This is a genomic window from Shewanella sp. MSW (assembly GCF_007636515.1).
GTDB lineage: Bacteria > Pseudomonadota > Gammaproteobacteria > Enterobacterales > Shewanellaceae > Shewanella > Shewanella indica.
The window spans coordinates 259792-272181 of the sequence record NZ_LVDR01000001.1 but is presented as its reverse complement, the minus strand read 5'-3'; the positions used below and the strand labels follow the sequence as shown (position 1 = coordinate 272181).

Genomic DNA, 12390 nt, shown 5'->3' with positions numbered 1-12390 from the left:
CTGTTCGCCCGCTAAAGGAATCCTGCATGGCCAGCGTCAACACCCGCAAACACCCCAATGGTCTGGACTATATCGAAATCGATACCCCACTCTGCTACGGCCGTATTTTTTTACAGGGTGCCCAGATAGACAGCTTTGTGCCCAAAGGCAAGGCGCCGCTGCTGTGGGTTTCTCCTGCCGATGACTATCTACCGGGCAGTGGTATTCGCGGCGGTATTCCCGTCTGCTGGCCCTGGTTTGGCATGCATGCCAATGAGGGCTGGCCCCAGCATGGCTTTGCCCGCACCCGGTTGTGGCAACTTGAGCGAACTCATATCAGTAATGAACGGGTAGAGCTGAGCTTTGTCCTTAAGCTTAGCGACGAGGACAGACGTTACTGGCCCCACGATACCGAGGTGCGGCTGGACTTTGTCCTCAGCGACAGCCTCAGGGTCAGCCTGATTAACCGCAACCTGAGCGAGCAAAACGTAACGCTGACCCAGGCATTGCACAGTTATTTCCCCATCGGCGATATCCACCAACTGCGCGCTACCGGCTTTGCCGGCAGCCAGTATATCGAGTTTGGTGAAGGTCCCTATGCACAAGTCGAAGACGAAGTGCGCTTTGAGCGCGAAACCGACCGGGTTTACACCGGCTTGTCTGAGCTGCAAAAGCTGCATACCCCCAACGGCACTATTCTTGTCAGCCGTGAGCAGAGCCACTCGGCAGTACTTTGGAATCCCTGGATAGACAAGTCCAAGCGGCTGGCCCGTTTCCAAGAGCAGGATTACCTGTCTATGGTCTGCCTGGAAGCCGCCAATGTGCTGGAAGATAAACTGGTGCTCGGCCCCAAACAGAGTCACACTCTGACCACAGAAATTCGCTGGCAGGAGTGAGCGGCCAAGGCCGGGAAACACCAATGAGGTATCGACTCCCAAGCAAGAAACGCCTGACTGTCTGGGCTGTTGGCCTGTTGCTTCTGCTGGTACTGCTTCCGGGTGCCCTGCTTGTGGGGCTGGCTTGGTCCCTGTATGAAAGGCCGCAGTGGCTGCTGCCGCATATTAATCAATATCTGGCTGCGCAAGATATTCGTATCGACGAGTTGCGCCTGGCGCCTGAAGGCTGGGACAGACTGAGCTTCGATTACCTTAAGCTTGATTACCAGGGCAGCGAGCTTGAGTTTCATCAACTCAGGCTCCAGCTCAAATCGCCTGTCAGTGCCAAACGGATTTGGCAATTACTGACAGGCGAAGCATCGACGCCGCCCCCTGGCTCCATCGACTGGTTGATGGCGCAACTTCAAAAGGTCAGCTATCGAGACGCCGGTTTTAGTTTGACGCCTGAACTACTCTTGCCCGGCGGTGATGATGGCGGTCAGAGTCTGGCACTGGACTTGAACTCTGTGCCCGAAATAGCCCTGGGGCCGACCCGAATAAGCCTGCAACGCGTGGCCGGCGTATCCGATACACCCAATACGTCGCTGACCTTGGATAAGGCAAGTAAAACCCCAAGCTTTATTCTGCTGCTGCAAAAGTTGCAGTTAAGCCCTTCCGGGCAACTGGTTACTGAGCTGGCCACCCGGTTACAAGGAGGGCAACAAGAGACTCACTCAGGAACTCAAACAAGACAAGAGACGCCCCTGCTGGCATTAACCGCCGACTTGAAAGCCAAACTCGCCAACGGTGCCCCCGCCTGGCGACTGACCAGTCAACTGCATCTCAAAGCGCTGCAACAGGCGCTGGCAAGTGTTGAGCAGGACCCGGCCGCAGCGCCCCTCATCAGTGCTTTCAAGCTTGATGAAATATTGCATGCCGAGCTGATGCCGAGCCTTGGCGGAGATCTCTTCTCGCAACTGACTCTGGATTTGACCCAAGGCAACATAGACTCGCGCCATTGCTGGTCGGCGCCGACTATTGCCATGCCGGGACTCGAGCAAGTGGCGCTTGAAATAACGCCGCTGCCTCTTAAAGCTAAGGCACACAATTCATTGGCCGATAGCCCTCTGTGCCCCAGTTCCAACGCTGCTGCCAGTTTCAGTGCCAAGGCCAGTGCAAATGCCAGGGTTGAGGCTGAGGTTGAGGATAGTGATGACGCAGGATTACACTTTCGCTTTTCGGGCTCCACCAGCGAGCAGCTTTTTGAGCTGGCGCCGCTGAGACTCACGCTTTCAACCACTCCGGCTCAGCGCCAAGCGCTGCTTGCCTTGCTCGCAGCAAACTCCCCATCGGCGCAAGCATCAGCAACCAAGGCCGCAGAACTCGAATCGCAATTGGCGCAGCTGCAGCAAGTCCTGGCGCAAGAGCCAGCTATAAAAAACCAAGCTCCCCCCCTTATCGCCGCAATTGAGCTGGCGCTTGATCAGGGCCTCGGCGCCGAATTCAAACCCGCCAAGGACAACAATACAAAGGGCAATGCGGCAACGGGCAATGAGACATCCATGCGAGTGTCGCTGCCGAATCTGACAGTGCGGCCGCTACTGCCCGCCCTGATGACAGAGAAGCAGCAAGCGTCGTTCGGTGCGCCAATTAATCGGCCAAGAATTGCGGAATTGAGTCCATCCGCACTCAGTAATGGCAAGCGGCCGAGTTTGCTGCTGGCCCTTGAAAACCTGCAATTGCAACTGCCAAAAGCCACAGGAGCACAGCAAAACACGTCTGTTTCTTTGCCGCAAAGCGCCAAGCCTCAAGGGTTAAATTCGCCGGGCTTTGGCTTATCAAGCTCTGGTTTATCAAGCTCTGGTTTATCAAGCTCTGACTTCTCAAGCTCTGACTTCTCAAGCTCTGGCTCATCAGGCTCAAGTTCACCAAACTCAAAGCCCTTGTCGGCCGAGCAGCGACTCGAACTGGCGCTGCAACAGGCCATTCAGGGGCTGCGACTCAGCCTTGAGCAGCTGCCACTGGAACAAGCAAGCACAGACTGGCGCCTTGAAGCCTCCCTGCCGAGCGGTTTTCGTTGGCAGTCGGCTGTAGCTGAATTGCAACTCAATCAGGGCGCATCAATGGCGCTTAGCGGTAAGCTTGCCCTGGAGCCGACAAACGCAGGGCAACAACTGGACTTCAGCCTCGCAGCCAATCCCGGCTTCAGCACAGGCGCCATTCAAGCCGGTATAGAGGATAAAAGTATCCAACTCTCCGGCTTTAAGTTGTCACTGCTGGCCCCGTTCAGTGGCAGCTTCAACCAAGGCAAACTTAAGCTGTCTTTACCCGCGGTCAGCAGCCAGTTGGGTGAATTGCAGGCTAAAAGCGGGCCGCTGGCACTGTCGATTGCCCAAACCTCACTCCTGAGCCCCGGACTCAGTCGAACCCTGGACGCCAACCTAAATCAAAAACGGCACTTGCCACTCTTGAGCCAACTCTTGGATGAGCGTTTTGCCAGTCGTCTGAATCTGGCCTTCGATGGGCTCAACTTAAGCCAAACCCGGCATACCAAGCTCGGACCTCGCACCGAAACCCTGCTCAATCTGGGCTATGGCAGCTTCAGCCAAACCATTGACTGGCAGGATAACCGTCTTATCAGTGAAGAAAACTGGCAACTGGATAATATCCCGCTTCACAGCCGCCACGACTTTATGCCCATCTGGCCCAAGCGGGCCAAAGATCCGCTTGGCTATCGCTTGAACAGTCGCTGGACCCTGGATACGGATCTCGCTGATATCAAGGCGCTGGCGGCCAAGAACCTGCCCTTGCCTCCTGAGTTGGTACTCAGGGGCGAGACCCATATGATTGCCGACCTCAAGCTCGAAGGGCTTGGGCGAGCGCTGCAATTGCAACTGGATTTCAACCCGCTGCTGTCGGATCTCTCCGGCAGTATCAGTCAGTTACCATTTGAAGGCGCCAACTTGTCGGCATTGTGCCGCTTGACACTGGCCAAGGAAGCCAAGGCGCCGGCAGAGGCCGAACTCAACTGTCAGCAGCTCAAGGCTTCGGTACAGGCCTTCAACCCCGGAGTGCTGTTGACCAACCTGGGTTTAGAAGGCCAGCTCAGCCTGACCCCTGAACTCGACAGCAACCAAAGCACTCAAGCCAAGCTGTTGCCCGGGTTTCGGGATGCCGATATTCAGGTGCGCGGCCAAGGCGAGTTACTCAAGGGACAAATGCTGCTGCCCAGCTTCCGCTTGCGGCTCAACGCGCCATCCAATGCTTATTTGGTGTTGCAGGGCCTGAGCCTGGAAGAACTGTTGGCCATCCAGCCTCAGGAAGGCATCTACGCCGACGGTATTTTCGACGGTGTCTTACCGGTATTTATTACCGACGGCCAGGTGTCGGTCAAAGGTGGCCGCCTGGCGGCCCGTGCCCCCGGCGGACTTATCAAGGTCGGCAATAATCCGGCTGTCGCCCAAATGCGCGCCGGACAACCCTATCTGGACTTTGCCTTTTCCACCCTAGAACACCTGCAATATTCTACCCTGGCCAGCACTTACGATATGGCACCGGATGGTGAGGCCTGGCTCAAGGTTGAAGTAAAAGGTCAGGCCGAGGGGATTGAACGCCCTATCCACTTGAACTACTCTCATGAGGAGAACATGCTGCAGCTCCTCAGGAGTCTGACCATAGGTGACAAGCTTCAAACCCAAATTGAAGCTTCCATGCAGTGAGGACACAAAAGGACATGAATGTGAAACAGACTAAATTTCTGCTGCCGCTGGCTGCAGCCTTGCTGCTGGCGTCGGCTTGTACCCCAACGGTCAAGATTGAGCCACCGGATAAGCCAATCGTTATCAACCTGAATGTGAAAATCGAACATGAAATTCGCATTAAGGTCGATAAAGAGTTGGATCAGCTGCTGACCAATGATGAACTCTTCTAAGGTGCCAGAATTCGCGAAAGGAAAACACAGATGAAAACCAAGTTGATGACCCTGACTGCCGCCCTGTTGATGAGTTTCTGCGTCTTTGCCATAGGTTTGCAGGACGCCAAGAGCCAAGGGTTGGTGGGTGAACAGCAAAACGGCTATTTGGGTGTGGTCAAATCCAGCGCCGAGGTGACGGCACTGGTTAAGGATGTCAATGCCAAACGCCGGGCACACTATGAAAAAATCGCCCGTCAAAACGGGATTTCCGTGGATGATGTTGCCAAACTCGCCGGCGCCAAGGCGATTGCTGCCGCCGACAAAGGCCATATAGTGCAGGATGCTTCCGGCAAGTGGGTTCGTAAATAACAAACCCGATAGCATCAACCGGATGTATAATGCCGTTCAATCAGTTTGAACGGCATTTTCTTTTACTGGATTAGCTTCCAGTTTCGTTCAATTGAACCTTGGTAATTCTCTCTCAACAAACTGTAAGCTTCACACACGTCTGGCAGTGATGCACAGTAAACAACCCATGCACCATACTGCCATTCTTTAGCGCCTTGTCATACTGGGTTGGGAATATCAATAAACTCATGCTCCAACGCAAATTCATGCGCTAAATGTTCCCCCAGCGCCTTGATGCCGAACCTCTCCGTAGCATGGTGGCCGGCTGAGAAGTAATGGATCCCCTGCTCCACGGCGCTGTGGAAGGTACGCTCAGAAACTTCACCACTGATAAAAGCATCAACTCCCAGTGCCGCAGCAGTATCGATATAATCCTGGGCACCACCTGTACACCAGGCCAGTTTCTGTATGCTTCTGTCACCGCCATCCAGATGCAGGGGGACTTGTCCCAAACACTGCTCAAGCATGGCACTCAGGTCTTTGGCCGTCATAGGTGAGTCCAGTACGCCTTGCCAAAGCAAACCTTGAGCGACGGTTTCCACCGCCTCAGGCTCAATGACGCCAAGCACCCGGCCCAATTCGGCGTTATTGCCGAGCATGGGATGGGCATCAAGCGGCAAGTGATAGCCAAACAGGTTAATGTCGTTGAGCAGCAAGGTCTTGATCCTGCGCTGTTTCATTCCAGTCAACACTTCGGGTTCATTTTTCCAGAAGAAACCATGGTGCACCAATAGGGCATCGGCACCGGCTTCAACGGCCCGGTCAATCAATGCCTGACAAGCGGTCACACCTGTGACTATCTTGCGAATTTCGGCCTTGCCTTCAACCTGAAGACCGTTGGGGGCATAATCGCGAAACTGGTCCAGTTGTAAAAACTCGTGCAGATATTGTTTGAGTTCCTCTCTTTGCATAGGGTTCCCTGTCGATTCGGTTGCAGATATATGTCGCTATTCTAGCACAGCAAGCCCTTGGGTTGAGGTCACAAATCTTAAGCCAGATTGCCGGTTTCAGTCCCCAAAGCGACCAAAAGCTGCGCCCTTGGGCACAAGTTTGTTGCTTTTTGGCCGGCAAATTGGACATTGCCAACCTTTGACTTATAAAATTATCGCAAACCTCCAAGTAACTCTAAAAATAAACAGGTTATGATTATGGCAAAACTGACCAAAGAAGAAGTTATCAGCGCACTGCAGCAAGCCCTCAGTAAGCAACAGGGCAAAGCAGTGACCATTGAGCAAAATGGCAGCTGGTACAAAATCGATGGCGGTAAATCACTTCGTTTCGCTGAACTGGAACAGATGTTGGCGGATAGCGCCAAACCGGCCAAGGCTGAAGCCAAACAGGAAAAACCCAAGGCGGCCAAGCCAGCAATAAAGGCAACACCAAAGCCGGCAGCGCCTGCCCTAGCCGACGGCCAAGGGGGCAAAACCCCCAAAGAGCTGTGGCGTGAAAAACTGGCAGCCGGTAATCACAAACTGCCTCGCGGTTTTTAATTACTCCATCCAAAACAAAGGCGCCTAACGGCGCCTTTGTTTTATCTGTTATTGGCTCAAAGTCTACACTGTCATCTCACATAGCCAGGTCAACCCGGACGCTGCCCTGCAGATAAACCACCCGCACTTCATCGCCCACCTTGAACGTCATGCCGGGATCTTCATCCTGTATGATCATCACCTGGGTTTCATCTTCCTGGCGTATCATCAACTCCACCAGCTTGAGCTCACGATAGTAACTGCTATTACCATATTGATGACCAATGCCGGCGCCGAGTAGAGCGCCCAGAGCGGTTGCCACATCCTGACCACTGCCACCGCCGAACTGATGGCCAATCACGCCACCGAGTAAGGCACCGCCAAAGGTTTTCCAGCCGCGATTTCTGTCTTCCATCAGCTGTTTTTCGGTAATTTTTCGTACCGACTCCACTTGGCCGTAGAGCACTTTTTCCACCGGTTGTGCCTGGTTTCTGTCATAACCGGCATAGAGGGGCTGGGTTCCCGCTGCAAGGGACAATGAGAGCAGCAGCATTGCATTCAGTATCAGTTTCCACATAGCTGTTTTTCCGCTAACTTATAAGAAGGCCCTAAGCAGAATCATACGCAATTGTGAACCTACTGTCTTTTTTAAATCATGAATTGGATCCTTTCCCGTCACCGGAACTGGCACTGACGGATCCCAATGGCCTACTGGCCATTGGCGGCGACCTGCATCCCAAGCGGTTACTCAACGCCTACTACGAGGGAATTTTCCCCTGGTTTAATAGTCAAGATCCCATCCTCTGGTGGTCACCGGATCCCCGCGCGGTTTTTGTTCCGGGCAGCATCAATATCTCCCGCAGTCTACGCAAGTATCTGAAAAAGCAGGATTGGACTGTCAGTATCGACCGAGCCTTTGCCGATGTAATGGCCGGTTGTGCCATGCCGCGAAAAGATCAACCCGGCACCTGGATAACCGAAGAGATACGTCTGGCCTACCAGGAGCTGCACCACTTGGGTCATGCCCACTCCTTCGAGGTCTGGGACAATGGTCGACTGATAGGTGGCCTGTATGGCCTTGCCATAGGTCAGGTGTTTTGTGGCGAGTCCATGTTCCACCGCAAAACCAATGCCTCCAAGGCGGCCTTTATCGCCCTGCATCAATACGCTCTCAAACAGGGCTTCAGACTGATTGATGCCCAAGTGATGAATCCACATCTGGAAAGCCTCGGAGCCAAGAGTTTAAAGCGCAAAGATTTTCTCGTACTCTTGAGACAGTTCAGGGACGGCAATCTCGCCAAGGATTGCTGGCAAACCGACGAGGTCAAACTTGCACTCTGATAACCATGCCATTGCCATAGGCCTCAGCCAACCCTTTGCCTGCAGTTACCTGAGCGGACAACAGGAGCAATTATTGGTGATCCAGGAAGATGAACTGGACTTGTCACTGTTTGAGCGCCTGTTGGCACTGGGGTTTCGCCGCAGTGGCAGCGCCATCTACAAGCCCCGTTGCCCCCACTGCAACGCTTGTCAGCCCATCCGAGTTCCCCTGGATGAATTTCGCCTGTCCAAAAGACAAAAACGCACCCTGGCCAAAAACCGTGACCTGCACTTTCGAATAGTTACCGAGGAAACCCCGGCTCACTATCCCCTCTATGAGCGTTATATCTGTGCCCGCCACAGTGACGGCCCCATGTATCCTCCTAGCGAAGAGCAGTACCGGCATTTTCTCGCCTGTGAGTGGCTCTGCCCGGTGTTTATCGAACTTTGGCATGGTCAGCGACTGGTTGCCGTGGCGGTGACAGATCTCCTGCCCCAGAGCCTGTCAGCCATCTACAGCTACTTCGACCCGGACTACAGCGACCGCTCCCTCGGGATCTTGCTGGTACTGCTGCAATGCCGCCTGGGCAAATTGATGTCGAAATCGTTCCTCTATTTGGGATATCAAATAGATAACCACGACAAAATGGGTTACAAGCGACTCTACCGCCCCTATGAGATCCTCGGCGTTCAAGGCTGGCAGAAAAGCGACAATCACTGAGGCCTCCCCTTTACAGCCGCTGTAATTTGCGGCATGATACGGCGGTTTTTTACATTCGAGGCTAACGGGATAACTGATTAATGGCGAAAGAAGACAACATTGAGATGCAAGGGACTATCCTTGAAACCTTGCCAAATACAATGTTTCGGGTTGAACTGGAAAACGGTCACGTTGTGACTGCTCACATTTCCGGTAAAATGCGTAAAAACTACATCCGAATCCTGACCGGTGACAAGGTCACTGTGCAGCTGACTCCATACGACTTGAGCAAAGGGCGTATCGTCTTCCGCTCACGCTAAGATCCCAGTTATTTCTCAAAAGCCGGCTGTGCCGGTTTTTTTGCTGGTGAGCCCATGGGGGCGACCCACTGCGCAGCAGGCGCACCTGGCCTGCCGTTGTCTATCCAGACATCAATGTGTCGGATAAGGGTCAGGATTCAGAATAAAAATGGCTGCCATTGGCAGCCATTTTTTTTTGTTGTAATTCAGCTTATCAAGAGATCTTCTCCGGCGCTTCCGTATTGATCTCCAGTTCGCCATCTTTGACATCCACATGGGCGATGCCACCGGACTCAAGTTTACCAAACAGGATTTCATCGGCCAGCGGCCGTTTCAGCAGATCCTTGACCACTCTGGCCATAGGTCTGGCCCCCATGGTCTTGTCGTAACCCTTCTCGGCCAGCAAGGTTCTGGCTTCATCACTGACTTCCAGCGTCACCCCTTTCTGATCCAACTGTGCCTGCAGTTCGACCAGGAACTTATCCACCACCTTGGCGATAATGGTCATATCCAGATGGTTGAACCAAATGATAGAGTCGAGACGGTTGCGAAACTCTGGCGAGAACACCTTATTGATCTCCGACATCGCATCCAAGCTGTGATCCTGCTGCTTGAAGCCAATGGACTTACGCACAGTTTCCTGCACCCCGGCGTTGGTGGTCATCACCAGGGTCACGTTGCGGAAATCCGCCTTGCGCCCATTGTTATCGGTCAAAGTGCCGTGATCCATTACCTGCAGCAGCAGGTTATAGATATCCGGATGCGCCTTTTCTATTTCATCGAGCAACACCACACAGTGAGGCGTCTTGATCACGGCATCGGTCAGCAAACCACCCTGATCGTAGCCGACATAACCCGGAGGCGCGCCAATCAAACGCGACACAGTATGGCTTTCCATATATTCGGACATATCGAAGCGGATAAGCTTGAGCCCGAGGCAAGCCGCCAACTGGTTGGTCACCTCTGTCTTACCCACCCCGGTTGGGCCGGCAAACAGGAAGCTCCCCACAGGTTTGTTTTCATTGCCAAGACCACTGCGTGCCAGCCGAATCGCCGCACTGAGACTCTCTATCGCCTTGTCCTGACCGAACACCACCATCTTCAGGTTGCGTTCCAGGTTTTTCAGCAAGTCCTTCTCGGAAGAAGTCACTGTTTTTTCCGGGATCCTGGCCATCTTGGCGATAATGGTTTCAATCTCGCTCTGACCCACGGTTTTCTTGCGTTTGCTCTGTGGCATCATCGCCATCCGCGCCCCCGCTTCGTCGATCACATCGATAGCCTTGTCCGGCAGATGCCTGTCGTTGATATGCTTATCCGATAGGCTGGCGGCACAAGCCAAGGCTGCCAGGGTGTAACGCACCCCATGATGCTCTTCGTAACGGCTCTTGAGCCCCTGAAGTATCTTGGTGGTTTCGGCCACCGAAGGCTCGTGAATGTCCACCTTCTGGAAGCGCCGCGCCAGTGCCCTGTCCTTCTCAAAAATACTTTGATATTCCTGAAAAGTAGTGGAGCCCATACAGCGCAGATTACCGCTGGAGAGCAAGGGCTTGAGCAGGTTGGATGCATCCATCACCCCACCGGATGCCGCACCGGCACCGATAATGGTGTGGATTTCATCGATGAACAGAATCGCATTCTGATCCGCTGTTAACTCCTTGAGCAGGCTCTTGAAGCGTTTCTCGAAGTCGCCTCGATACTTGGTGCCGGCCAACAGCGCGCCGAGATCCAGAGAGTAGACGGTCGCTTCGCTTATCACCTCAGGCACAGACTCATTGACTATCCGATAGGCCAAACCTTCGGCGATGGCGGTCTTTCCGACGCCGGCCTCGCCCACCAGCAGCGGGTTATTCTTGCGGCGACGGCAAAGAATTTGAATCGAGCGTTCAATTTCGTTATCGCGGCCGATAAGCGGATCTATCTTGCCCTGCTTGGCCATCTCATTGAGATTACTGGCAAACTGAGCCAGCATGCTGCGCTCTTCTGTAGCTTCGGATTGATCTTCCAGGCTTTCCTGCGACCCCGGAGCATCGGCCTCATCGTTCTTGGCAAAGCCGTGAGAAATATAATTCACCACATCCAGGCGGGTAATATCGTAACGACGCAGCAGATAAACCGCCTGGGACTCCTGCTCACTGAAAATGGCCACCAGCACGTTGGCACCGGTCACCTCATTGCGGCCTGACGACTGCACATGAAACACTGCCCGTTGCAGCACCCGCTGGAAACCCAGTGTCGGCTGAGTCTCACGTTCATCATCGGGATCGCTGATAATGGGTGTGGTCTGGGTAATAAAGTTGGCGACCTCCTCTTTGAGTCGGTCGATATTGGCGCCACAGGCGAGCAAGGCATCCCTTGCGGCGGGGTTATCGGTCAGCGCCAGCAGTAGGTGCTCAACCGTCATATATTCGTGACGGGCATCTCTGGCTTGTTGGAATGCCAGGTTCAAGGTCACTTCAAGATCTTTGTTCAGCATACGCACCCCCTAAAAAACTACAGAGACAGGCTGGTTAAGCTTCCTCTAACGAACACAGTAACGGATGTTGGTTTTGTCTTGCAAACTGATTCACCTGAACCACTTTGGTTTCGGCTATCCCGAACGGGTAAACGCCGCAAACCGCTTTTCCCTGATGATGTATGGTCAACATAATGTCTGTGGCTTCCTGTTCATTCTTGCGAAAGAACAGCTGCAGTACCTCCACAACAAAGTCCATTGGGGTATAGTCATCGTTGTTCAGAATCACTTTATACATTGGAGGTGGTTGCAGTTCCTGCTCAACCCCTTCCTCCACACGTTCTATCTGTCCAGTCTTACCCATGATTCAATATTAGCCTCTCAACTTGGCTTCTACCAACACTACGCCCGGCCATGTCTCAAAGTACTGCTTGGCGGGCCCTGGGCGGTATTGCCCTTTATCACACTATACTCTGGCGCGGCGGCGCTTGTCTAAGGCGTTTCTAACTCATGCTTATTTTTCAATCGGTTAAAACGTATACGCCGAGAATAAGCCTAAGATGTTCCAGGTAGGCATTACCGATAAAGTGCCACCATGGCAAAACCGTATACGCACAGCAACAAATACAATGTTGTTTTTTTGTTAACTTAAGCTTGACATCCAGCAACACTGCTTACATTCTGTTATCTGAGCGCCTGCTAAAGCGCTCAAAAGTTTTACTATCTTACTGGGAAGCAGACAATAGAAGGAAGTGGAAGTATGGCAAGCGGAACTGTTAAATGGTTCAACAACGCCAAAGGATTCGGGTTTATCTGCCCTGATGAAGGTGGTGAGGATGTTTTTGCGCACTATTCAACCATTGAAATGGAAGGCTACAGAACTCTAAAAGCAGGCCAACCTGTTGAATTTCAAGTTGAGAAGGGCCCAAAAGGTATGCATGCCTCGGCTATCTCTCCAGTTAAATAACCGGGTGA

The 12390-nt window shown here is 53.2% G+C and carries 13 protein-coding genes; 9 read left to right on the top strand and 4 right to left on the bottom strand.

Annotated elements, in window-relative coordinates:
* The first annotated feature begins 26 nt into the window (after positions 1-26).
* From AYI96_RS01155 to AYI96_RS01140, 4 genes are read left to right on the top strand one after another with little or no spacing between them, the layout of a single operon-like run.
* Positions 27-875, top strand: a complete 849-nt coding sequence (locus AYI96_RS01155) for a D-hexose-6-phosphate mutarotase (RefSeq protein WP_071475856.1) — start codon at positions 27-29, stop codon at positions 873-875.
* Positions 876-898: 23 nt separating this feature from the next.
* Positions 899-4573 (top strand): YdbH domain-containing protein, encoded by a 3675-nt coding sequence (locus tag AYI96_RS01150; protein ID WP_144360824.1) that lies wholly within the window; start codon positions 899-901, stop codon positions 4571-4573.
* A gap of 38 nt (positions 4574-4611) precedes the next feature.
* Positions 4612-4785 (top strand): YnbE family lipoprotein, encoded by a 174-nt coding sequence (locus AYI96_RS01145; protein ID WP_224866993.1) that lies wholly within the window; start codon positions 4612-4614, stop codon positions 4783-4785.
* 30 nt (positions 4786-4815) lie between these two features.
* Complete coding sequence (locus AYI96_RS01140) at positions 4816-5136, top strand: YdbL family protein (protein ID WP_039033385.1); 321 nt, start codon at positions 4816-4818, stop codon at positions 5134-5136.
* 197 nt (positions 5137-5333) lie between these two features.
* Here AYI96_RS01140 and AYI96_RS01135 read toward each other — a convergent pair whose 3' ends face one another.
* Positions 5334-6086, bottom strand: coding sequence for a Nif3-like dinuclear metal center hexameric protein (locus AYI96_RS01135; protein ID WP_144360823.1), 753 nt, complete (start codon positions 6084-6086; stop codon positions 5334-5336).
* 237 nt (positions 6087-6323) lie between these two features.
* Here AYI96_RS01135 and AYI96_RS01130 point away from each other — a divergent pair, with 237 nt between their 5' ends.
* Positions 6324-6665: a hypothetical protein gene (locus tag AYI96_RS01130; protein ID WP_039033464.1), complete on the top strand. Its 342-nt coding sequence runs from the start codon at positions 6324-6326 to the stop codon at positions 6663-6665.
* Between the two features lie 76 nt (positions 6666-6741).
* Here AYI96_RS01130 and AYI96_RS01125 read toward each other — a convergent pair whose 3' ends face one another.
* Positions 6742-7221, bottom strand: coding sequence for a glycine zipper 2TM domain-containing protein (locus AYI96_RS01125; protein ID WP_101096771.1), 480 nt, complete (start codon positions 7219-7221; stop codon positions 6742-6744).
* A gap of 53 nt (positions 7222-7274) precedes the next feature.
* Between AYI96_RS01125 and aat the strand changes: the two genes are divergently transcribed.
* From aat to infA, 3 genes are all read left to right on the top strand, one after another.
* Positions 7275-7985 carry a leucyl/phenylalanyl-tRNA--protein transferase gene (gene aat / locus AYI96_RS01120; protein WP_071475861.1) on the top strand — a complete coding sequence of 237 codons (711 nt, stop codon included), beginning with the start codon at positions 7275-7277 and terminating at the stop codon, positions 7983-7985.
* The gene (locus AYI96_RS01115; RefSeq protein WP_144360822.1) at positions 7975-8685 is read left to right on the top strand and encodes an arginyltransferase; all 711 of its coding nucleotides are present in this window, start codon (positions 7975-7977) and stop codon (positions 8683-8685) included. The genes aat and AYI96_RS01115 overlap by 11 nt, the downstream gene beginning before the upstream one ends.
* 80 nt (positions 8686-8765) lie before the next feature.
* Complete coding sequence (gene infA / locus AYI96_RS01110) at positions 8766-8984, top strand: translation initiation factor IF-1 (protein ID WP_005500725.1); 219 nt, start codon at positions 8766-8768, stop codon at positions 8982-8984.
* 193 nt (positions 8985-9177) lie between these two features.
* Here infA and clpA read toward each other — a convergent pair whose 3' ends face one another.
* Entirely contained in the window at positions 9178-11436 is a 2259-nt protein-coding gene (gene clpA, locus AYI96_RS01105) for an ATP-dependent Clp protease ATP-binding subunit ClpA (RefSeq protein WP_144360821.1), read from the bottom strand.
* A gap of 34 nt (positions 11437-11470) precedes the next feature.
* Positions 11471-11779 (bottom strand): ATP-dependent Clp protease adapter ClpS, encoded by a 309-nt coding sequence (gene clpS, locus AYI96_RS01100; RefSeq protein ID WP_025011177.1) that lies wholly within the window; start codon positions 11777-11779, stop codon positions 11471-11473.
* 396 nt (positions 11780-12175) lie between these two features.
* Between clpS and cspD the strand changes: the two genes are divergently transcribed.
* Entirely contained in the window at positions 12176-12382 is a 207-nt protein-coding gene (gene cspD / locus AYI96_RS01095) for a cold shock domain-containing protein CspD (RefSeq protein ID WP_025011178.1), read from the top strand.
* The last annotated feature ends 8 nt before the right edge of the window (positions 12383-12390 follow it).